The sequence below is a fragment of the Pseudomonas sp. 3A(2025) genome (assembly GCF_054589175.1).
The window spans coordinates 47,281-67,850 of the sequence record NZ_BAAILM010000016.1; the positions used below are offsets into that span (position 1 = coordinate 47,281).

The following is a 20,570-nucleotide window of genomic DNA, read 5'->3' on the forward strand; positions in this document are numbered from 1 at the left end:
ACCGTGATGGCCCATGTCCTGTACACTGCCGTTCTCATCAGTACCAGCGTTTGGATTGCCCCGGCCATGCACAAAGAAACCGAAATCAAACTGCGCGTCAGCCGCGAAACCCTCGTCGCCCTGCGCGAGCACCCCCTGCTGAAAAAGCGCAACAAGAGCGGCTGGGAGCGCCTGGAACTGACCAATCAGTACTTCGACACCCCCGAGCGCGACCTGGCCCAGGCCAAGGTGGCGCTGCGCATTCGCCGCGATGGCGATCAGTTGATCCAGACCCTCAAGACCCGTGGCCAGAGCGTCGCCGGGCTGTCGGAGCGCAACGAGTTCAACTGGGACCTGGCCAAGGCCAGGCTCGACTTGAAAAAGCTCGACGATCAATGCTGGCCCGAGCAACTGGCCGAGCTGGACAAAAAGACCATCAAGCCACTGTTCACCACCGATTTCGTCCGTGAAAAGGCTGAGATCGCCTGGGGTCGCGGCAAGGCCAAAGTGGTTATCGAGGCCGCTCTGGACCTGGGTCAGGTGGTCGCCGGCAAGCAGAAAGAAGAAATCTGCGAGCTGGAACTGGAACTGCGCGAAGGCGAGCCCGATGCCCTGCTGGAACTGGCCGCCGAGCTGGCCGCCACCCTGCCGCTGATGCCGTGTGACATCAGCAAGGCCGAACGCGGCTACCGCCTGCTCGATGCCGGCAGCTATTCGCTGAGCCTCAAGGCCCCGCAACTGCATGCCGAACTGCCGCTGGACGACGCCTATACCGCACTGGCCTGGCACCTGCTGGGCAGCAGCCAGCGTCTGGCCGAGCAATATCGCTTCAACGGTCACTGGCGTCTGCTGCAGGACTGGGTCGAGCAACTGGCCGAACTGCGCGCCCTGACCGGCAGCCTGGGCCAATGCGCCCCACGCGCCACCACCGCCAGCCTGCGCAGCGCACTGGATGCCCTGCTCGAAGACTGGCGCCCGCTGGTACAGGCCGGCCAGGAAGACGAAGACGTACGCGGCGCCGCCCATGAACAGTTTCTTGAAGAGCTGCAAGACACCCGCTGGGGCGAGTTCTCGCTGAACACTTCGCGCTGGTTGCTGGCCCGCAGCTGGACCATCGATCGCAACAATCGCGGTAATCGCCTGGGTGCCGTAGAACTGGGCAACTGGCTGCCAACCCAGTTGGCCGATGAAGCCCGGTCCTTGCAATTGACCCGTTACCAGCAACAGCCCGAAGACCTGGCCGAGCAACTGCCACGTATCGAGCGCCTGCAAGCCTGGCTGCACTGGGCCCGCCATGTGCTGGAACTGCCGGAGATGGATCGTTTGTACGGAGAGCTGAACAAGCTGGAAAAGCTGGCCAATCAGGACATCAGCGATGAAGTGCTCGATGCCCGTGTCCAGCAGGCCCTGACGGTTGCGCAGACCAAGACCTGGAAAGAGCTGGTGAAGTTGTAATCCCATGCCATTCGCGGCCATTGGCCGCGAATGGCAACCGTCAAACCGGCAAGGTCGTGGTCGATTTGATCTCCGATAACGCCACGATCGAATTCACTTCCTGAATTCCCGGCACCATCGACAGCTTTTCGAAGAAGAATTTCTCGTAAGCCTCGATATCCGCCGTCACGATGCGCAGCAGAAAATCCACCGCACCCATCAACACATAACACTCCAGCACCTCGGGAAACTCACGAATCGCGTCAGTGAATTCGGCGAAGTTGGAGCGGCCGTGGGCATTGAGTTTGATCTCGGCGAAGATCTGCGTGTTGAGGCCGATTTTCTTGCGATCGAGCAAGGTGACCTGGCGGCGAATCACCCCTTCGTCCTTGAGCCGCTGAATCCGCCGCCAGCACGGCGACTGCGACAAGCCCACTTGCTCGGCGATTTGCGCGCTGGACAGCGAAGCGTCTTCCTGAAGAAGTGTCAGGATCTTGCGGTCATAGGCATCCAGCTCGGTTGACATAAATTATTCTCTTGATGTGCATACGCCAGATAGATCATGCACAGAAAAGCGCACCGAGCGAATAATAGACCAGTTTTTCCCGGATCTTCATGCAAGAATTTCTGCACTCGATCAGGAGATTCGCCGATGCCCACTCTCGAAGCCGTACCCGCCCAGCCACGCCGTCCCGATGCCTGGTCCGCCGGCAATACGCACTGCGCCATGCGCTACTGCATTCAGGCCGAGGCCCAGCCGGCGCTGCCTTGTCAGGTATTGAACCTGTTTGCCATGCAGTATCTGGTGCCCAGCCAGATCACTATGTTGCGTCGCGGCGATGAGCTGCATATCGAGGTGGATGTAGACGGCCTGAGCGCCCATCGCGCCGAGGTGATCGGTGAAAAAATGCGCAACCTGATCGATGTCCATTCAGTGGTATTGCGCCCCCTCGATCACACGTTGGCGGTCGCAAGAGCGACGGCGTAACCAGTTTTTGCAGCAATGCCTGTTCACACAAGGGGCGCAACACTGGCACGCTTGGGGTCTACGCTTGCTCGCTATCAGAGTGACACCCTTCCGGACTCGCCCAAGGAACCAGCATGGCTGTTCACGCTTCTTCTTCCACGGACCGCTGGCTTGACCTCAATGACCTGCTGCGCGACCTGGTGGCCCAAGGGCATCTGGAGCAAAGCGATGCGGAAACGGCCATTACCCTGCGGCGTGGTTCGGCCAATATTCAACTGCACCCGCTGGAGTTCCTCGCCAGTCAGGCCTTCGAAGACCTCAAGCGCCCCGGTCGCAAGCTCGACCTGGAAACCCTCACGGTCTGGCTGGCGGCACAGTCAGGCCAGCCCTACCTGCGCATCGACCCGCTAAAAATCAACGTGGCGGCCGTCACGCCGCTGATGTCCTACGCCTTCGCCCAGCGCCACCGGATTCTAGCCGTGGCGGTCGACCGCGAGTCGGTGACCATCGCCAGCGCCCAGCCCTATGTGCAGGGCTGGGAAGCGGACCTGTCGCATGTGCTCAAGCTGCCGATCAAGCGCGTGGTCGCCAACCCCAGCGATATCCAGCGCATGACGGTGGAATTTTTTCGCCTGGCCAAATCGGTCAGCGGCGCCACGGCCGTCGATCAGAAAACCACCAACCTGGGCAACTTCGAACAACTGCTCAAGCTCGGCGCCAGCGATCAGGAGCCCGACGCCAACGATGCGCACATCGTCAATATCGTCGACTGGCTGTTCCAGTACGCGTTCCAGCAACGCGCCAGCGATATCCATATCGAGCCGCGCCGTGAACACGGCACGGTGCGCTTTCGCATCGACGGCGTGCTGCACAACGTTTATCAGCTTCCACCGCAGGTGATCATGGCGGTGGTCAGCCGCCTCAAGAGCCTGGGGCGCATGAACGTCGCCGAAAAACGCAAACCCCAGGATGGCAGGGTCAAGACCAGCACGCCGGCCGGCGGCGAGGTCGAGCTGCGCCTTTCGACGCTGCCGACGGCTTTCGGCGAAAAGCTGGTGATGCGGATCTTCGACCCGGACGTGCTGCTCAAGGACTTCGACCAGTTGGGTTTCTCCAGCGACGACCTGCGTCGCTGGCAAGGCATGACCTGCCAGCCCAATGGCATCATTCTGGTCACCGGGCCTACCGGTTCCGGCAAGACCACCACGCTGTACACCACGCTCAAGAAGCTGGCGACCAGCGAGGTCAACCTGTGCACCATCGAAGACCCGATCGAGATGATCGAGCCGGCCTTTAACCAGATGCAGGTGCAGCACAACATCGACCTGACCTTCGCCAGCGGCGTACGCGCCTTGATGCGTCAGGACCCGGATATCATCATGATCGGCGAAATTCGCGACCTCGAGACCGCAGAAATGGCGATCCAGGCAGCCTTGACCGGCCACCTGGTGCTGTCGACCCTGCACACCAACGACGCGCCCAGCGCCATCAGCCGCCTGCTGGAGCTGGGCGTGCCGCATTACCTGCTCAAGGCCACGATCCTCGGGGTCATGGCCCAGCGTCTGGTGCGTACCCTGTGCCCGCACTGCAAGGCGCCCATCGCCCTCGATGAGGTCGACTGGCAGACCCTGACCCGTCCCTGGCAGGCCCCGGTGCCGGCCGGCGCACACCGGGCGGTAGGCTGCGCCGAGTGCCGCGACACCGGTTATCGCGGGCGCGCCGGCGTGTACGAAATCATGCTCATGTCCGATGGCGTCAAGGCGCTGATCGCTGCGGACCTCGACCTCGGCGCCATGCGTCGCCAGGCCTTCAAGGAAGGCATGCGCAGCCTGCGCCTGTCGGGGGCGCAAAAGGTCTCGGCCGGGCTGACGACCCTTGAAGAAGTGTTGCGCGTCACACCACAGAGCGAACAACGTTGAAATGATTGTCCGGGTGCTGCATTGCTGTACATCGGTGACAATCGCGCCCCCCTTAACCTGTACTGACAAGGATGTAACATGCAAACCGGAAGTATCGTCATTCTCCTGTTCGTTGGCCTGGCACTGGCCATCGTGTTCATGGGCTTCAAGGTGGTGCCGCAAGGCTATCAGTGGACCGTGGAGCGCTTTGGTCGCTACACCAATACGCTCAAGCCCGGCCTGAACATCATCATTCCGGTGATGGACCGCATCGGGCGCAAGATCAACGTGATGGAGAGCGTGCTCGACATCCCGCCCCAGGAAGTCATCACCGCCGACAACGCCACCGTGCAGATCGATGCCGTGTGCTTCTTCCAGGTCATCAATACCGCGCAGGCCGCCTATGAGGTGAACAACCTCGAACACGCGATCCGCAACCTGCTGCAAACCAATATCCGCACCGTACTGGGCTCGATGGAGCTGGACGCCATGCTCAGCCAGCGCGATGGCATCAACGAACGCTTGCTGCGCATCGTCGACGAAGCCACCGCGCCGTGGGGCATCAAGATCACCCGTATCGAGATCAAGGACATCAGCCCGCCCGAAGACCTGATGGCCGCCATGAGCGGGCAGATGAAGGCCGAGCGGATCAAGCGCGCACAGATTCTTGAAGCCGAAGGCCTGCGCGCCTCGGCGATCCTGACCGCCGAAGGCAAGAAGCAGGCGCAGATCCTGGAGGCCGAAGGCAGCCGGCAGGCGGCCTTTCTGGAGTCCGAAGCCCGTGAGCGTCAGGCCGAAGCCGAGGCGCAGGCCACCCGCGTGGTGTCCGAGGCGATTGCCACCGGCAACGTGCAGGCCATCAACTACTTCGTGGCACAGAAATACATTGAAACGCTTGGCCAACTGGCGTCTGCCGACAACAGCAAGGTCATCCTGATGCCGCTGGAGGCCAGCCAGGTGATCGGTGCGGTGGGCGGTATCGGCGAGATCGTCAAAGCCACTTTCGACCGCAAGGCCTGAGGCACGCACCATGAGCTGGCTGTATAACCTTTCGTTCTGGGACTGGCTGGCGCTGGGCACGGTATTGCTGATTCTGGAAGTGTTCGGTGCCGGCGGTTACCTGCTGTGGATCGGCATCGCCGCTGCGGCAGTCGGTGTGCTGAGCTTTGTACTGCCGGAGTTGCCGTGGACGGTGCAGTTTCTGTTGTTCGCGGTGTTTGCGGTGCTGACGGCGGTGTACTGGTGGTATCGACAGCGCAGCGCCGCGCGGCCTTCGGATCAACCGGGGCTGAACATGCGCGGTCAGGAACTGATCGGCCACAGCTTTGTAGTGCAGCAAGCCATCGTTGAAGGGCGCGGCAAGATCAGGGTTGGCGACAGCGTGTGGATCGTGGTTGGCCCCGATACACCGGTGGGCAGCCGGGTCAAGGTCGTGAGTCAGGACGGTACGGTGCTACGGGTCGAGCCGCTTTGAGCACCACCAGGCCAAGGGAACTACCGGGGGCGGAAAATCTCCAATGAGTCGGAACATCCCACTCTGGAGTACTTCACCATGCGTCTGAAACTTGCTGTCGCCACCTGTGCTCTGCTCTCTCTTCCGGTCGGTTCGGCCATGGCCGATGCCGGTTTCTGGCGTGACGTCATTTCGTCGGGCGCCACCACCGGTTCGACTTACCTGACCTTCAAGGATCACAAGCTGATCGTCGCCGCTCAAGACGATGCCGGCAGCTTCGTGGCCAGCGACGGCGGCATTCGCGGTCCATTCCTGGAGGCGGCCATCGCCCAGGTGCGCCAGGACAATCCTGGCCTGCAGGCCAGCGACATGGAACTGGCCAACGCGATCCTGACCCGCGAAGCCCAGTGATACGCGCACAACGCGCAGACAAAAAAATGCCGCCCACAGGGGCGGCATTTTTTTGAGCTTTATTTATTCGCCGATGGCGGCCTGGTAGCCCGCAGCATCCAGCAGGTTGGCCAGATCGGCCTCGGCATTGGCCGGCTTGAGCTTGAAGATCCAGGTGCCATACGGCTCGCTGTTCAACAGCTCGGGGCTGTCGCCCAGTTCAGTGTTGGCAGCGATGACTTCACCGGCCACCGGCGAGTAGATATCCGAGGCAGCCTTGACCGACTCGACCACGCCCGCTGTATCAGCGGCGGCGAATACGGTGCCGACTTCCGGCAACTCGACGAACACTACATCACCCAACGCTTGCTGGGCGTGGTCAGAAATGCCCACGGTGATCGTACCGTCAGCTTCCAGACGCGCCCACTCGTGGCTTTCGGCGAAACGCAGTTCGGCGGGAATATTGCTCATTTGTCATCCTCAGAATTATCAGGTCAGCGGCAGTCCGCCATTAGATAAGCACTTTGCCGTGGCGCACAAAATTGGGGCGCACCACGCGCACGGGGTACCATTTGCCGCGAATTTCTACCTCGGCCCGGTCGGCGGTAGCCATCGGGACGCGGGCCAGAGCAATCGACTTGCTCAGCGTAGGAGAGAAACTACCACTGGTGATCTCTCCATCGCCAATTTCTGCGATTCGCACCACTTGATGAGCACGCAAGACACCGCGCTCTTCAAGCACCAGGCCGACCAGCTTGGAGGCGGCGCCTGCGGCACGCTCGTGTTCCAGCGCGGCGCGGCCGATGAAGTCACGTTCGGCAGGTTCCCAGGCAATGCTCCAGGCCATGTTGGCGACCAGCGGCGAGACGCTTTCGTCGATGTCCTGACCATACAGGTTCATACCGGCTTCCAGACGCAGCGTGTCGCGTGCGCCCAGGCCGATCGGCGAAATACCGGCGCCGACCAGATCGTTGAAAAACGCCGGGGCCTGCTCCGCCGGCAGCATGATTTCAAGACCGTCTTCGCCGGTATAACCGGTGCGGGCGATGAACCAGTCCTGATCGGCGTGACCTTCGAAGGGCTTGAGGTTACGGATCAGCCCGGCGCGCTGGCTGGACAGCAACTCGGCAATTCGCTGACGTGCACGCGGCCCCTGAATGGCGAGCATCGCCAGTTCCGGGTGCTCGATCAGTTGCACATCGAAGCCTGCCAGATGGGCCTGCATCCAGGCCAGGTCCTTGGCACCGGTGGCGGCGTTGACCACCAGACGGTAACCGTCGGGCGTCAGGTAGACCACCATATCGTCGATGATGCCGCCCTGTGCATCGAGCATGGCGCTGTACAGCGCACGACCGGTGTCTTGCAGGCGGCCTACGTCGTTGGCCAGCAGATAACGCAGCCAGGCCTTGGCCTGGCTGCCGATGACATCGATCACATGCATGTGAGAGACGTCGAATACTCCGCAGTCGCGGCGCACCTGATGGTGCTCCTCAACTTGCGAGCCGTAGTGCAACGGCATGTCCCAGCCACCAAAATCGACCATCTTCGCGCCGAGCGCGAGGTGCAGGTCAAACAGGGGGGTACGCTGTCCCATGGGTTTCTCCTTCCGGGCGTGGCGAGGATGCGGACGCAACTGGCTGGCAAGCCCCCAATGACTCGGGGTTTGTGACAACTGACAACCGGCCATGCAAGCGGCGACCCGCATCGATTGCGGCGCATTGTAGCCGCATGGCGAGAACCCCGCACCCGACGCGAAGCGCCCGGAAATACCCAGTGTCATTTCACTTGGCCAGCAAGCAGCAATCAGCCGTGCTGGCGGGCCGATCGACGAATCAGGCCGATCACCGGCAGCAGGCCGACCAGCACCAGCGTCAGGGCCGGCAGGGCGGCGCGCGCCCACTCGCCCTCGCTGGTCATTTCAAAGATGCGCACTGCCAGGGTGTCCCAGCCGAATGGGCGCATCAGCAAGGTGGCAGGCATTTCCTTGAGCACATCGACAAACACCAGCAAGGCCGCGCTCAGTGCGCCCGGCACAAGCAAAGGCAGATAGATGGTGAAAAACAGCCGTGGGCCGCTGGTGCCGAGGCTGCGTGCGGCCTCGGGCAACGACGGGCGAATGCGCGCCAGGCTGCTTTCCAGCGGGCTGTAGGCCACGGCAATGAAGCGCACCAGATATGCCAGCAGCAAGGCCGACAGGCTGCCCAGCAGCAACGGCTTGCCGGCGCCGCCCAGCCACGACGACAGTGGAATCACCAGTGCACGGTCCAGATAACTGAACGCCAGCATGATCGACACTGCCAGCACCGAGCCCGGCAGCGCGTAACCCAGGTTGGCCAGGCCGACCCCGGAGCGAATCGCCCGGGTCGGCGCCAGGCGCCGGGCGAACACCAGCACCAGCGCCACGCTGACCGTGATCAACGCGGCCAGGCTGCCCAGATACAGGGTATGCAGCACCAGCCCGGTGTAACGCTCGTCTAGATCGAAGCGCCCGCGTTGCCAGACCCAGACCACCAGTTGCAGCATCGGCACGGCAAACGCGCAGATGAATACCAGTGCACACCAACTGCTGGCGGCCAGTGCCTTGAAGCCGCGCAGGTGATACAGCGCCTTGCCGCGCGGACGTTCGTTGGTGGGCCGGCTGATGCCGCGTGCGCGGCGTTCGCCGTAGAGCACGACCATCACCGCCAGTAACAACAGGCTGGCCAGCTGTGCGGCACTGGAGAGGCTGAAGAAGCCGTACCAGGTCTTGTAGATGGCGGTGGTGAAGGTGTCGAAGTTGAACACCGACACCGCACCAAAGTCGGCCAGGGTTTCCATCAGTGCCAACGCCACGCCGGCACCGATGGCCGGGCGTGCCATGGGCAGCCCCACACGCCAGAATGCTTGCAGCGGCGACAGGCCGAGCACCCGCGCCGCCTCCATCAGGCCGCGCCCCTGGGCCAGGAACGCGGTACGCGCCAGCAGATAGACATACGGGTAGAACACCAGCACCAGTACCACGATCACCCCGCCGGTAGAGCGCACCCGTGGCAGGCGCAGGCCGTTGCCGAACCACTCGCGCAGCAGGGTCTGCACGGGGCCGGCAAAGTCCAGCAGGCCGACGAAGACAAACGCCAGCACGTACGCCGGAATCGCGAACGGCAGCATCAGGGCCCAGTCGAGCCAGCGACGGCCGGGGAATTCGCACAGGCTGGTCAACCAGGCCAGGCTCACGCCCAGCAGGGTCACGCCCACCCCGACGCCCAGCACCAGGGTCAGGGTATTGCCCAACAGGCGGCTCATCTGGGTTTCAAGCAGGTGCGACCAGATCTGCTGGTCGACGCTTTGCCAGGACAACAGCAGAACGCTGAGGGGTAACAGCACCAGCGCGGCAATGGCAAAGACCAGGGGGTACCAGCGGCGTTGGGCGGGATGGGCCAAAGGGGAATCTCGGTGCGCGGTGGTTCGCCCTTTGCGGTATTAACCGCGAAGGGCGAAAAGGGCGGGTATTAAATCAATTCCAGCCCGCGCGATCCATCATGCGAATCGCTTCTGCCTGACGCTTGCCCGCGACTTCGACGGGGATGGTGTCGGCCTTGAACGATCCCCAACTGGCCACTTCGGCACTCGGCGGTACGTTCGGGTTGGCCGGGAACTCCTGATTGACACCAGCGAAGATCGCCTGGGCCTCGGGACCGGTCATCCATTCGACCAGCGCCTTGGCCGCCTCGGCGTGAGGTGCATGTTTGGTCAGGCCGATACCCGACAGGTTGACGTGCACGCCACGGTCGCCCTGATTGGGCCAGAACAGCTTCACCGCCAGTTGCGGGTTCTGCTTGTGCAGGCGGCCGTAGTAGTAGCTGTTGACGATGCCCACGTCGCACTGGCCGGCATTGATGGCCTCCAGCACCGCGATGTCGTCGGAGAACACATCGGTCGACAGGTTGTTGACCCAGCCCTTGAGGATCTTGTCGGTAGCCTCAGCGCCGTGGGTTTCGATCAGGGTGGCGGTCAGCGACTGGTTGTACACCTTCTTGGCCGTGCGCAGGCACAGGCGGCCTTCCCAGTTCTTGTCGGCCAGCGCCTCGTAGGTGCTCAGCTCTTCGGGTTTGACCCGGTCGGTCGAATAAGCAATGGTCCGCGCACGCAGGCTCAGGCCGGTCCAGGCGTGGGTCGATGAGCGGTACTGCGTCGGGATGTTGGCATCGATCACCGGCGTGCTGAACGGTTGCAGGATGCCCATCTGCTCGGCCTGCCACAGGTTGCCGGCATCGACGGTCAGCAGCAGGTCGGCGGTGGCGTTCTCACCCTCGGCCTTGATGCGCTGCATCAGCGGCGCTTCCTTGTCGGTGATGAACTTGATCTTTACCCCGGTTTTAGCGGTATAGGCATCGAAAACGGGCTTGATCAACTCGTCGATTCGCGACGAATACACCACAATTTCATCGGCTGCCTGGGCAGTGCTGCCGAGCATTGTCAGTGTCAGGGCAGCGAGAAGACGCTTGCTTGCCTGCATGGGAAAGCCTCTAGGTTCGATTACGAGGCCGAAATGGTAGTCAATACCATTGACGACCTCAATCGGGGGAGGTGAAGAGCCGTAACTTAATGTTGCGACAGTATGCACCACCCGAACCTCGTGGAAATCGCCTTGAAAAGACCCTCAGACCGGCTTTACCGGCAGCTTCGCGTTGGCGACAGGCATGGATCGTGGCACGATGTCGAGGTCACTGACCGAGACTCATTTGATCATGCCTCATACCAAAGCCAAGAACTTCTCCCTGATCGCAGCCATCGACCTGGGCTCGAACAGTTTCCACATGGTTGTCGCCAAGGCCGACCAGGGTGAAATCCGTATTCTTGAGCGGCTGGGCGAGAAGGTGCAACTGGCTGCCGGGATTACCCAGGAGCGCCAGCTCACCGAAGAATCCATGCAACGTGGCCTGGACTGCCTCAAGCGCTTCGCTCAACTGATCAACGGTCTGCCGTTGGGTGCGGTGCGCATCGTGGGCACCAACGCCCTGCGCGAGGCGCGCAACCGCAATGAGTTCATCCATCGCGCCGAAGCCATTCTGGGCCATGACGTCGAGGTGATCTCGGGCCGCGAAGAAGCCCGCCTGATCTACCTCGGCGTATCGCACACCCTCGCCGACACCCCCGGCAAGCGTCTGGTGGCCGACATCGGCGGTGGCAGTACCGAATTCATCATTGGCCAGCGCTTCGAGCCACTGCTGCGCGAAAGCCTGCAGATGGGTTGCGTCAGCTTTACCCAGCGCTATTTCCGCGACGGCAAGATCACCCCGGCCCGTTATGCCCAGGCCTACACCGCCGCCCGTCTGGAGCTGATGAGCATCGAGCAGGCCCTGCACCGCCTGAAGTGGGATGAGGCCATCGGCTCGTCCGGCACCATTCGCGCCATTGGCGCGGTGCTCAAGGCCAACGGCCATGGTTCGGGCGAAGTGAACGCCGAAGGCCTGGCCTGGCTCAAGCGCCGGCTGTTCAAGCTGGGCGACATCGAGAAAATCGACTTCGACGGCATCAAGCCCGACCGTCTGGCTATTTTCCCGGCAGGGCTGGCGATTCTGGAGGCGATTTTCGACGCGCTCGAGCTGCAACGCATGGACCACTGCGAGGGCGCATTGCGCGAAGGCGTGCTCTATGACCTGCTGGGCCGCCATCACCACGAAGACGTACGCGAGCGCACGCTCAATTCGTTGATGGACCGTTACCACGTCGACCTGGGCCAGGCCGAACGGGTCGAGCGCAAGGCGCTGCATGCGCTGGAGCAAGTGGCCGAGGCCTGGGACCTGCAGGATGAGAACTACGCCGAACTGCTGAGCTGGGCCGCCAAGGTGCACGAAGTGGGTCTGGACATCGCGCACTACCACTACCACAAGCACGGCGCCTACCTGATCGAGCACTCGGACCTGTCGGGCTTCTCGCGCGAAGACCAGCAGAAGCTCGCGCTGCTGGTGCGCGGCCATCGCCGTAACATTCCCAAGGACAAGTTCGCCGAGTTCGGCGATGAAGGCATCAAGCTGATTCGCCTGTGCGTGCTGTTGCGCTTTGCGATCCTGTTCCACCACATCCGTGGCACCCAAGAGATGCCGCAGGTGGTGCTGCGCGCCGATGGCCCGAACCTCGACGCACAGTTTCCGACAGGCTGGCTGGAAAACAACCAGTTGACCCAGGCCGACTTCGCGCTGGAAGCGGAGTGGCTGACCCGGGTCGGTATCGTCTTCAGTTCACGCTGATGACCGGGTTGCTCAGGCGCTCCAGCAGGGTCGCCTGGGCACTGCGGGCATTCTGGTTGCCGGTCGGGGTGCTGCGCACATAACGCCCGTCCGGCTGCAACAGCCAGCTGTGAGTGTTATCGGACAGATAAAGCTCCAGTTCCTTCTTGACCCGCAGCAACAGCTTCTTGCCCTCTACCGGGAAGCAGGTCTCGACGCGCTTGTCGAGGTTGCGCTCCATCCAGTCGGCACTGGACAGGAACAACTGCTCGTCGCCGCCATTGAGGAAGTAATAGACCCGGGTGTGCTCCAGGAAGCGGCCGATGATCGAACGCACCTGAATATTATGCGACACCCCTGGAATACCAGGGCGCAGGCAGCACATGCCACGCACCACCAGGTCGATTTTCACGCCTGACTGGCTGGCCTTGTACAACGCGCGGATGACCTTGGGGTCGGTCAGCGAGTTGAACTTGGCGATGATGTGCGCCGGCTTGCCTTCGCTGGCGAACTGCGTCTCGCGGGCGATCATGTCGAGAATGCCCTTCTTCAGGGTAAACGGTGCATGCAACAGCTTTTTCATGCGCAGCGTCTTGCCCATGCCGATCAACTGGCTGAACAGCTTGCCCACGTCTTCGCACAAGGCGTCGTCGGCAGTCAGCATGCTGTAGTCGGTGTACAGACGCGCGTTGCCAGCGTGGTAGTTACCGGTGCCCATGTGCGCGTAACGCACGATCTCGCCGGCCTCGCGGCGCAGAATCAGCATCATCTTGGAGTGGGTCTTGAAGCCGACCACGCCATAGATCACCACCGCACCGGCCGCTTGCAGGCGGCTGGCCAGCAGCAGGTTGGACTCTTCGTCGAAGCGTGCGCGCAGTTCGATGACCACGGTGACTTCCTTGCCGTTACGCGCGGCATCCACCAGCGCATCGACGATCTCGGAGTTGGCACCGCTGCGGTACAGGGTCTGGCGCACCGCCAGTACGTGCGGGTCTTTGGCGGCCTGGCGCATCAGGTCGACCACCGGGGTGAACGACTCGAACGGGTGCAGCAGCAGGATGTCCTGCTTGCGGATCACGCTGAACAGGTTGTCGCTGTTCTGCAGCAGCTTGGGAATCGCCGGCGTGAACGGCGGGTATTGCAGCTCGGGATGGCTGTCCAGCCCGGTGATGCTGAACAGGCGGGTCAGGTTGACCGGCCCGTTGACCCGATACAGTTCCGACTCGTTGAGGCTGAACTGTTTGAGCAGGTAGTCCGACAGCTGTTTGGGGCAGGTATCGGCCACTTCAAGACGTACCGCATCGCCATAACGACGCGAGAACAGCTCGCCGCGCAAGGCGCGGGCCAGGTCTTCTACATCTTCGGAGTCCAGCGCCAGGTCGGCGTTACGGGTCAGGCGGAACTGATAGCAGCCCTTGACCTTCATGCCCTGGAACAGGTCATCGGCATGCGCATGGATCATCGACGACAGGAACACGAAGTTGTCGCCCGGACCACCGACGTCCTCAGGCACCTTGATGACCCGTGGCAGCAAACGCGGTGCCGGAATGATCGCCAGGCCCGAGTCGCGGCCGAAGGCATCGACGCCTTCGAGTTCGACGATGAAGTTCAGGCTCTTGTTGACCAGCAACGGGAACGGGTGGGTCGGGTCCAGACCGATCGGGGTGATGATCGGGGCGATTTCGTCGCGGAAATAGCGGCGCACCCAGGTCTTGAGCTTCACGGTCCAGTAGCGACGACGAATGAAGCGCACCTGATGCTTTTCCAGTTCCGGCAGCAGGATGTCGTTGAGGATCGCGTATTGGTGGTCGACCTGACCGTGGACCTGCTCGCTGATCCGGCTCAGCGCCTGATGCGGCTGCAAGCCGTCGGCACCGGCCTGTTCACGGGCAAAGTTGATCTGTTTCTTGAGGCCCGCGACGCGGATCTCGAAGAATTCATCGAGGTTGCTGGAAAAGATCAGCAGGAACTTCAGTCGTTCCAGCAACGGATAGGACTCATCCAGTGCCTGCTCCAGCACACGGATATTGAACTGCAACTGCGCCAGTTCGCGGTGGATGTAAAGGCTGCTGTCGTCCAGGTTCGGCACGACGATCGGCGGCGCCGCAACGACCGGTGCCTCGACAACCGCAGTCTCTGCAACGGCGGCCTCGACAGGCGTATCGACCGGGGCCGGCCCGGTGTCAGGCTCAACCACGGTTGCAGCCTTCTCGACATCGACTTCTACAGTGGCTTGGGTGAGTCCTTCGGTATTCATGAACGTTCCTGTGAGGAGGCTATTGCCCTTTTAACAGTTGGGCGGCACGGACGGCAAAGTAAGTCAGGATGCCGTCGGCACCGGCGCGTTTGAAAGCGGTGAGCGATTCGAGAATCACCCCCTCGCTCAACCAGCCATTCTGGATAGCGGCCATATGCATCGCGTATTCGCCGCTGACCTGGTAAACAAAATTCGGAACCTTGAACTCGTCCTTGACCCGATAAAGGATGTCCAGATACGGCATGCCCGGCTTGACCATCACCATGTCGGCGCCTTCGGCAAGGTCGGCGGCCACTTCATGCAGCGCTTCGTTGCTGTTGGCCGGGTCCATCTGATAGGACGCCTTGTTGGCCTTGCCCAGGTTCAGGGCCGAGCCCACCGCATCGCGGAACGGGCCGTAATAGGCACTGGCGTACTTGGCCGAGTAGGCCATGATCCTGACATTGACGTGCCCGGCCAGTTCCAGCGCCTCGCGGATGGCCTGGATACGCCCGTCCATCATGTCCGAGGGGGCCACCACTTGCGCGCCGGCGGCAGCATGCGACAACGCCTGCTTGACCAGCGCATCGACGGTAATGTCGTTCTGGACGTAACCTTCTTCGTCGAGGATGCCGTCCTGGCCGTGAGTGGTGAACGGGTCCAGGGCCACATCGGTAATGACGCCCAGCTCCGGAAAACGGTCACGCAACGCGCGGGTGGCGCGTTGGGCGATACCGTCCGGGTTCCAGGCTTCGGCGCCATCCAGGGATTTCTTTTCGACCGGGGTGACCGGAAACAGGGCCAGCGCCGGAATGCCCAGTTCTACCCAGCTTTCGGCTTCTTTAAGCAGCAGGTCGACTGACAGGCGCTCGACGCCCGGCATCGACGCCACCGACTCGCGGCGGTTTTCACCATCGAGTACGAAGACCGGCAAAATCAGGTCGTCGACCGTCAGGACGTTTTCACGCACCAGACGACGAGAAAAATCGTCGCGGCGGTTACGTCGCAGGCGAGTGAGAGGGAACAGGCGGTTGGCGGGGGTAAAACTCACGGCAAGACTCCTGAGCCCGCATACGCGGGCAAGCGCGACAGTTATAAGCCGCCATTATGACCAATGTGTGACAGTTTAAGTGCAGTCTGCGACCCAAGGCCGCAGTAGAGCCTCTGGCGCTCTGAAGACCAGTGTGCTTGTAACATTCTTTAACGTCGAGACACGGTTGGGTGCTTTCCAGTTTGTCGCGAGCGGGTTAGGCTGCGTGCTCATTTCGCCAGCATCCAGACAATGCTCCAGAATTTTCTTAATGACTACGGCTACCTCGCCCTTTTCATAGGCACCTTTTTCGAAGGCGAAACCATTCTGGTTCTTGCCGGATTTCTGGCGTCTCGCAGCTACATGGACCTCAACACGGTCATGATCGTCGCATTCTGCGGCAGTTACGCCGGTGACCAGTTGTGGTACTTCATGGGCCGTCGGCACGGCCGCAAATTGCTCGCGCGCAAACCGCGCTGGCAAGCCATGGGCGACAAGGCCTTGCGCCTGGTGCGCAAGCACCCCGACCTGTGGGTGCTGAGCTTCCGCTTCGTCTATGGCCTGCGCACGGTCATGCCGGTCGCCATCGGCCTTTCCGGCTATCCACCGGCGCGCTATCTGTTGCTCAACGGCATCGGTGCAGCGGTCTGGGCCGTCGCGCTGGCGTCCGCCGCCTACCACTTCGGTGCGGTGATGGAAGGCCTGCTGGGCAATATCAAGAAATACGAGCTGTGGGTGCTTGGCGGCCTGCTGGTGCTGGGCCTGGGCCTGTGGCTGCGCAGGCGCCTCAAGAATGCGCGTATTGCACGTGAAGAAAAGCTCAACCCGGTTGTGGTCGAAAGCAGCGAAGCGCCGCTGGACCTGAGCAAAAAAGCCGACGATTGATGCTCTCCAGACGGCCTGTGCGCGCATGCCCACAGGCCGCAGTAATCGCAGAGTTCACAGCCAAAGTGTGACGAACCTCTGGGAACGAAGCTAAATATTCATTGTCATCACCGACCCTGCGCTTATAATTCCGCGCCCTCCGCGTTATAGCGGGATCTGATTCCCGTGCGGCGGCACGTAATTTTCAGGCAGCCCGCACTGCCGGCCATCGGATTGGCATCGCGGGCATCCTTGGCCCTAGCCATCGAATTCAGGGAACGGAACCTACATGTCCTCTCGTGCGTTGACCGCGCTTACGTTGATCGCTGCTGTGCAACTGGCCGGCTGCGCCGCCTTCCGCAGCTACGACAACGAGCTCAAGGAAACCAACCAGCAACTGACCGCCGGCAACATTGTCGGAGCCCTGGCCACGCTGGAAAAAAACAACACCAGTGCCGACAAGGACTTGCTCTACTACTTCGAGAAGGGCGAGTTGCTGCGTGCCAGCGGTGACCTGGACGGTAGCCAGACCGCCTGGCGCTCTGCGGACCAGGTGGTCTACAAGTGGGAAGAATCGGTCAAGTTCGACACCGAGAAGTACCTGGCGCAGTTCGGCAGTTTCCTGGTCAACGACAAGGTGCGTCGCTACGAAGGCTATGACTACGAAAAGGTCATGCTGACCACGCAGATGGCCCTGAACCTGCTGGCCCGCAACGACTTCGATGGCGCCCGCACCGAAATCAAGAAGACCCACGAACGCGAAGCCGTCATCGCCGAACTGCGCGACAAGGAATACCTCAAGAGCGAGCAGGAAGCCGAGAAACAAGGCGTCAAGACCGAGTTCAAGGACCTGCAGGGCTACCCGGTCGCCTCGCTCAACGCTCCTGAAGTCGTCAGCCTGAAAAACAGCTACCAGAGTGCGTTCAGCCACTACCTGTCGGGCTTCGTCTATGAAGCCCTGGGCGAGAAAGGCCTGGCCGCGCCGGGTTACCGCAAGGCGGTAGAGCTGCGCCCGAACACGCCACTGCTTGAAGACGCGCTGAAAAAACTCGATGGCGCCGCCAACAAGTCCGGTGACAGCGAAGTGCTGCTGATCGTACAAAGCGGCTTTGCCCCGGCCCGCGACTCGGTGCGCATTCCGCTGCCACTGCCGATCAGCGGCAACCTGGTCATCACCCCGCTGTCGTTCCCGACCATCCGCCCGGACACCAGCACCCCGTCTTTCAACCAGGTCAGCCTGGATGGCAAGCCTTTGAACCTGACCCTGCTCAACAGCACCACCGACATGTCGCGCCGCGCCCTGCGTGACGACATGCCCGGCATTATCGTGCGCACCACCGTGCGGGCCATCACCCGTGGCGTGGCGCAAAAGCAGCTCAACGACGTCAACCCGCTGGCCGGTCTGGCCGTCGGTATCGCCTCGGCAGTGACCGAAGGCGCCGACACCCGCACCTGGCGCACCCTGCCAGACAGAACCCTGGTGGCGCGTATTCGCCTGCCACAGGGCCAGCATCAGGTGACCCTGCCCAACACCCTGGGCAGCTCGCTGGTGCAGTTCAAGGTCGATCGCGCCTATCAGGTGATTTCCGTGCGCGCAGTAGGCAATCAGGTCTTCGCCGATGGCCAGCTCGCCCAGGTCGTGCCGACCGGTGCGGCGCAAGCCATCGCGACCGCCAAGTAATCTTTCAAGGAGCTTCACATGCGTATCAAGATTCTCGGCGCACTGGCCCTGGCCCTGCTCGCCGGCTGTGCCACCCCGCCGCCACCGGCGCCAGGCAGTGCCGCCAGCAAGATCGTGCCGATGGGCGACTTCAAGAATTTTGAAGTCGGTGCCATCCGTGTCGCGCGCGAAAACGGCTTTCTGACCGTCAAGGCGCAGTTGACCAACACCAGCAGCAGCAACCGCACCCTGTACTACCGCTTTGCCTGGCTGGGCAACGACGGCTTCCCGGTTGCCGACGAAGAAAGCTGGAAACCGCTGAGCCTGTACGGCTCGCAAAGCACTGTGCTGCCGGGCATCGCTCCGGTTCCGCGTGCCACTGACTTCCGTATCGAAGTCAACACGCGCTGATCCGCCTGCCTTTTCGTTCTGTTCAAGAGAGACCTCACATGTCGTTCATCCGTCTTTGCTCCATCGCCGCCGTCGCCCTGCTGGCCACCGGTTGCGCCAACAACTCCCCGACTCTGGGCAGCAAGAACATCAGCTACGGCGACACCAAGGCCGTCGAGACCGTGACCAACGAGTTCGGCTCCACCGACCTGCAGATGATCGCCGAAAGCATGACCCGCTCGCTGGCCCAGTCCGGCATCCTGCAAGGCCGCCCGGTGGTTCAGGTCTATGACGTGAAAAACAAGACCAGCGAGTACATCGATACCCGCGAAATCACCACGTCGATCAAGACCCAACTGATGAAAAGCGGCACGGCACGCTTCGCCAGCGACAACACCCAGATGCAGAGCCAGGTCGACCAGTTGAAGCTGCAAAACCAGAGCGGCCTGTACAAGAACTCCACGGTTGCCAAGACCGGCAACATGATCGCCGCCAAATACCGCCTGGAAGGCTCGATCAGCTCGATCGTCAAGCGCAGCAGCGACTACAAGGACGTCTTCTACAAGTTCAGCCTGCAACTGATCGACGTCGAAAGCGGTCTGGCCGAGTGGATGGACGAGAAAGAAATCCGCAAGACCACGGAGCGCTAAACAATGCGTGCATGGATCGCAACCCTCGGCCTGCTGTGCGCGTTCGGCGTACAGGCCGCGCCCAAGGTAGCCGTGACCGACATGGCCTTCCAGGAGCGCGTAGAGCAGTACATCCGCACCGTCTCGGCACGTGCCAACGTCAATGCCCACGCCAATAACTACAGCGCAGGCTACAGCGGCTCGGCCAGCTACGACGAGTACGAGTCGCGCACCAGCTACATCGAGCAGGGCGAACTGCGCAAGTTCAGCGGCGACATCAAGGGCGAGATTCTCAAGTCCGGGATGTTCCAGCTGGTGCAGGGCACGCCCTACACCGCCGGCGCCAAGGAAGACGTCTACGACGTGATCCGGCGCATCAAGAACGGCAACTTCAAGGGCGCCGACTACGTGCTGTTCGGCACCGTGTCGGATATCGATTTTCGTCAGGACATCAATGAACTGGCCAATACCGATAGCTACTCGGCGATTCTGGGTATCACCCTGGTGGCCGACTTCAGCCTGATCAACACCCGCACCTTCGAGATCACCTCGGCCTTCACGGCGATGGGCGAAGGCCAGGACACCAAGCTGGTCAACAGCCGCGACATCAAGGTCTCGCTCAACCGCGGCCGTGTGGTGCGTGACGTTTCCAGGACCATCGGCCTGGACGTCGCCCGGCAGATGCGCGAGCAACTGCGTGGCGAAGTGCAATGGGACGCCCAGCCGGTGCCGCAGAACAACCTGCCACGCGACGAAGCACCGCGCATCCTGCGCTGATTGCGCCAGGGGTTACCTGCTTAGGCCGTACCGCGATGCAATGTCGCGAGAAAGGCCGCAGCGCCGACGAACAGGCTGGCAAAAGTGCGATTCAGGCGCTTTTGCTGGCGTGGCGTCTTGAGCAGGCGCAGCACCTTGGCGGCAAGACCCGTGTAGCCCGCCATGACAATCGAATCCACCACCACCATGGTCACAGCGATGATCACGTACTGGGCCAGCAACGGCGCGCTCGGGTCGATGAACTGCGGCAGGATCGCCAGCATGAAGACCATCGCCTTGGGGTTGCTGATGTTGACCAGAAAGCCGCGCAGCACCAGGCTCAGGGGTTTGCCGATCGGGCGGATGGCCGGGTCTTCGCTCATCTCGGTGGGCAGCGCGCGCCATTGCTTGACGCCCAGATAAACCAGATACGCCACGCCAAACCATTTGATCAGGGTAAAGGCCAGTTCCGAGGCAGCCAGCACCGCACCAAGGCCGGCAGCAATGATGCCGATCTGCGCGATCAGCGCCATTTGCAGCCCCAGCGCATTCCAGTAGCCGCGCCAGAAGCCGTATTGCAGGCCACAGGACATCGAGGCAATCGCGCCTGCACCCGGAGACAGGCTGATTACCCAGCAGGCGGCAAAGAATGCCAGCCATGTTTCAAACGCCATC

20 protein-coding genes are annotated in these 20,570 nt (G+C 61.8%); 12 read left to right on the forward strand and 8 right to left on the reverse strand.

Annotation, left to right across the window (positions count from 1 at the left end; genetic code table 11):
* Positions 1 to 66: 66 nt before the first annotated feature.
* On the forward strand, positions 67 to 1,434 hold the full coding sequence (locus ACYP2A_RS05415; protein ID WP_459743443.1) for a CYTH domain-containing protein: 1,368 nt from the start codon (positions 67 to 69) through the stop codon (positions 1,432 to 1,434).
* Positions 1,435 to 1,474: 40 nt separating this feature from the next.
* Here ACYP2A_RS05415 and ACYP2A_RS05420 read toward each other — a convergent pair whose 3' ends face one another.
* Entirely contained in the window at positions 1,475 to 1,939 is a 465-nt protein-coding gene (locus ACYP2A_RS05420) for an Lrp/AsnC family transcriptional regulator (RefSeq protein ID WP_459743445.1), read from the reverse strand.
* A 126-nt stretch (positions 1,940 to 2,065) separates the two neighbouring features.
* On the opposite strand from ACYP2A_RS05420, the gene ACYP2A_RS05425 reads away from it, so the two are divergent.
* The 5 genes from ACYP2A_RS05425 (at position 2,066) to ACYP2A_RS05445 (ending at position 6,142) form a co-directional block, all read left to right on the forward strand.
* Entirely contained in the window at positions 2,066 to 2,401 is a 336-nt protein-coding gene (locus tag ACYP2A_RS05425) for a hypothetical protein (protein ID WP_459743447.1), read from the forward strand.
* A 113-nt stretch (positions 2,402 to 2,514) separates the two neighbouring features.
* Positions 2,515 to 4,299, forward strand: a complete 1,785-nt coding sequence (locus ACYP2A_RS05430; RefSeq protein ID WP_459743448.1) for a GspE/PulE family protein — start codon at positions 2,515 to 2,517, stop codon at positions 4,297 to 4,299.
* A gap of 78 nt (positions 4,300 to 4,377) precedes the next feature.
* Positions 4,378 to 5,298, forward strand: coding sequence for an SPFH domain-containing protein (locus ACYP2A_RS05435; protein ID WP_459743450.1), 921 nt, complete (start codon positions 4,378 to 4,380; stop codon positions 5,296 to 5,298).
* Positions 5,299 to 5,308: 10 nt separating this feature from the next.
* Positions 5,309 to 5,752 carry an NfeD family protein gene (locus ACYP2A_RS05440; protein WP_459743452.1) on the forward strand — a complete coding sequence of 148 codons (444 nt, stop codon included), beginning with the start codon at positions 5,309 to 5,311 and terminating at the stop codon, positions 5,750 to 5,752.
* A gap of 78 nt (positions 5,753 to 5,830) precedes the next feature.
* On the forward strand, positions 5,831 to 6,142 hold the full coding sequence (locus ACYP2A_RS05445; RefSeq protein ID WP_459743454.1) for a DUF2388 domain-containing protein: 312 nt from the start codon (positions 5,831 to 5,833) through the stop codon (positions 6,140 to 6,142).
* A 63-nt stretch (positions 6,143 to 6,205) separates the two neighbouring features.
* Here ACYP2A_RS05445 and gcvH read toward each other — a convergent pair whose 3' ends face one another.
* The 4 genes from gcvH to ACYP2A_RS05465 all read right to left on the reverse strand — a co-directional run bounded on the left by gcvH (position 6,206) and on the right by ACYP2A_RS05465 (position 10,616).
* A complete protein-coding gene (gene gcvH, locus ACYP2A_RS05450; RefSeq protein ID WP_459743456.1) occupies positions 6,206 to 6,592 on the reverse strand; it encodes a glycine cleavage system protein GcvH in 387 nt (128 codons plus the stop codon).
* A gap of 40 nt (positions 6,593 to 6,632) precedes the next feature.
* Positions 6,633 to 7,715, reverse strand: coding sequence for a glycine cleavage system aminomethyltransferase GcvT (gcvT, locus tag ACYP2A_RS05455; RefSeq protein ID WP_459743457.1), 1,083 nt, complete (start codon positions 7,713 to 7,715; stop codon positions 6,633 to 6,635).
* A gap of 209 nt (positions 7,716 to 7,924) precedes the next feature.
* Entirely contained in the window at positions 7,925 to 9,541 is a 1,617-nt protein-coding gene (locus tag ACYP2A_RS05460; RefSeq protein WP_459743459.1) for an ABC transporter permease, read from the reverse strand.
* 73 nt (positions 9,542 to 9,614) lie between these two features.
* On the reverse strand, positions 9,615 to 10,616 hold the full coding sequence (locus ACYP2A_RS05465) for an extracellular solute-binding protein (RefSeq protein ID WP_459743461.1): 1,002 nt from the start codon (positions 10,614 to 10,616) through the stop codon (positions 9,615 to 9,617).
* Positions 10,617 to 10,848: 232 nt separating this feature from the next.
* Between ACYP2A_RS05465 and ppx the strand changes: the two genes are divergently transcribed.
* Positions 10,849 to 12,351, forward strand: a complete 1,503-nt coding sequence (gene ppx / locus ACYP2A_RS05470; protein ID WP_459743463.1) for an exopolyphosphatase — start codon at positions 10,849 to 10,851, stop codon at positions 12,349 to 12,351.
* On the opposite strand, the gene ppk1 is transcribed toward ppx, so the two are convergent.
* Together ppk1 and hemB are read right to left on the reverse strand one after the other, a co-directional pair.
* On the reverse strand, positions 12,338 to 14,587 hold the full coding sequence (gene ppk1 / locus ACYP2A_RS05475) for a polyphosphate kinase 1 (RefSeq protein WP_459743465.1): 2,250 nt from the start codon (positions 14,585 to 14,587) through the stop codon (positions 12,338 to 12,340). The genes ppx and ppk1 overlap by 14 nt on opposite strands.
* Before the next feature lie 19 nt (positions 14,588 to 14,606).
* Complete coding sequence (gene hemB / locus ACYP2A_RS05480; protein WP_459743467.1) at positions 14,607 to 15,617, reverse strand: porphobilinogen synthase; 1,011 nt, start codon at positions 15,615 to 15,617, stop codon at positions 14,607 to 14,609.
* 231 nt (positions 15,618 to 15,848) lie between these two features.
* Here hemB and ACYP2A_RS05485 point away from each other — a divergent pair, with 231 nt between their 5' ends.
* The 5 genes from ACYP2A_RS05485 to ACYP2A_RS05505 all read left to right on the forward strand — a co-directional run bounded on the left by ACYP2A_RS05485 (position 15,849) and on the right by ACYP2A_RS05505 (position 19,916).
* Complete coding sequence (locus ACYP2A_RS05485; RefSeq protein ID WP_459743469.1) at positions 15,849 to 16,481, forward strand: DedA family protein; 633 nt, start codon at positions 15,849 to 15,851, stop codon at positions 16,479 to 16,481.
* 268 nt (positions 16,482 to 16,749) lie between these two features.
* Positions 16,750 to 18,141 carry a COG3014 family protein gene (locus ACYP2A_RS05490; RefSeq protein WP_459743471.1) on the forward strand — a complete coding sequence of 464 codons (1,392 nt, stop codon included), beginning with the start codon at positions 16,750 to 16,752 and terminating at the stop codon, positions 18,139 to 18,141.
* 18 nt (positions 18,142 to 18,159) lie between these two features.
* On the forward strand, positions 18,160 to 18,531 hold the full coding sequence (locus ACYP2A_RS05495) for a YcfL family protein (RefSeq protein WP_459743472.1): 372 nt from the start codon (positions 18,160 to 18,162) through the stop codon (positions 18,529 to 18,531).
* A 38-nt stretch (positions 18,532 to 18,569) separates the two neighbouring features.
* Positions 18,570 to 19,160 (forward strand): penicillin-binding protein activator LpoB, encoded by a 591-nt coding sequence (gene lpoB / locus ACYP2A_RS05500; RefSeq protein ID WP_459743474.1) that lies wholly within the window; start codon positions 18,570 to 18,572, stop codon positions 19,158 to 19,160.
* A gap of 3 nt (positions 19,161 to 19,163) precedes the next feature.
* The gene (locus ACYP2A_RS05505; RefSeq protein ID WP_459743476.1) at positions 19,164 to 19,916 is read left to right on the forward strand and encodes a penicillin-binding protein activator LpoB; all 753 of its coding nucleotides are present in this window, start codon (positions 19,164 to 19,166) and stop codon (positions 19,914 to 19,916) included.
* A 20-nt stretch (positions 19,917 to 19,936) separates the two neighbouring features.
* Here the strand turns inward: ACYP2A_RS05505 and ACYP2A_RS05510 are convergent, their stop codons facing one another.
* Positions 19,937 to 20,569, reverse strand: a complete 633-nt coding sequence (locus ACYP2A_RS05510; protein WP_459743478.1) for a LysE family transporter — start codon at positions 20,567 to 20,569, stop codon at positions 19,937 to 19,939.
* Between the last annotated feature and the right edge of the window lies 1 nt (position 20,570).

Bases quoted from the DNA above. Each gene is read 5' to 3' on its own strand.
- ACYP2A_RS05415 (WP_459743443.1), top strand. From the start codon at position 67: ATGCACAAAGAAACCGAAATCAAACTGCGCGTCAGCCGCGAAACCCTC.
- ACYP2A_RS05420 (WP_459743445.1), bottom strand. From the start codon at position 1,939: ATGTCAACCGAGCTGGATGCCTATGACCGCAAGATCCTGACACTTCTT.
- ACYP2A_RS05425 (WP_459743447.1), top strand. From the start codon at position 2,066: ATGCCCACTCTCGAAGCCGTACCCGCCCAGCCACGCCGTCCCGATGCC.
- ACYP2A_RS05430 (WP_459743448.1), top strand. From the start codon at position 2,515: ATGGCTGTTCACGCTTCTTCTTCCACGGACCGCTGGCTTGACCTCAAT.
- ACYP2A_RS05435 (WP_459743450.1), top strand. From the start codon at position 4,378: ATGCAAACCGGAAGTATCGTCATTCTCCTGTTCGTTGGCCTGGCACTG.
- ACYP2A_RS05440 (WP_459743452.1), top strand. From the start codon at position 5,309: ATGAGCTGGCTGTATAACCTTTCGTTCTGGGACTGGCTGGCGCTGGGC.
- ACYP2A_RS05445 (WP_459743454.1), top strand. From the start codon at position 5,831: ATGCGTCTGAAACTTGCTGTCGCCACCTGTGCTCTGCTCTCTCTTCCG.
- gcvH (WP_459743456.1), bottom strand. From the start codon at position 6,592: ATGAGCAATATTCCCGCCGAACTGCGTTTCGCCGAAAGCCACGAGTGG.
- gcvT (WP_459743457.1), bottom strand. From the start codon at position 7,715: ATGGGACAGCGTACCCCCCTGTTTGACCTGCACCTCGCGCTCGGCGCG.
- ACYP2A_RS05465 (WP_459743461.1), bottom strand. From the start codon at position 10,616: ATGCAGGCAAGCAAGCGTCTTCTCGCTGCCCTGACACTGACAATGCTC.
- ppx (WP_459743463.1), top strand. From the start codon at position 10,849: ATGCCTCATACCAAAGCCAAGAACTTCTCCCTGATCGCAGCCATCGAC.
- ppk1 (WP_459743465.1), bottom strand. From the start codon at position 14,587: ATGAATACCGAAGGACTCACCCAAGCCACTGTAGAAGTCGATGTCGAG.
- ACYP2A_RS05485 (WP_459743469.1), top strand. From the start codon at position 15,849: ATGCTCCAGAATTTTCTTAATGACTACGGCTACCTCGCCCTTTTCATA.
- ACYP2A_RS05490 (WP_459743471.1), top strand. From the start codon at position 16,750: ATGTCCTCTCGTGCGTTGACCGCGCTTACGTTGATCGCTGCTGTGCAA.
- ACYP2A_RS05495 (WP_459743472.1), top strand. From the start codon at position 18,160: ATGCGTATCAAGATTCTCGGCGCACTGGCCCTGGCCCTGCTCGCCGGC.
- lpoB (WP_459743474.1), top strand. From the start codon at position 18,570: ATGTCGTTCATCCGTCTTTGCTCCATCGCCGCCGTCGCCCTGCTGGCC.
- ACYP2A_RS05505 (WP_459743476.1), top strand. From the start codon at position 19,164: ATGCGTGCATGGATCGCAACCCTCGGCCTGCTGTGCGCGTTCGGCGTA.
- ACYP2A_RS05510 (WP_459743478.1), bottom strand. From the start codon at position 20,569: ATGGCGTTTGAAACATGGCTGGCATTCTTTGCCGCCTGCTGGGTAATC.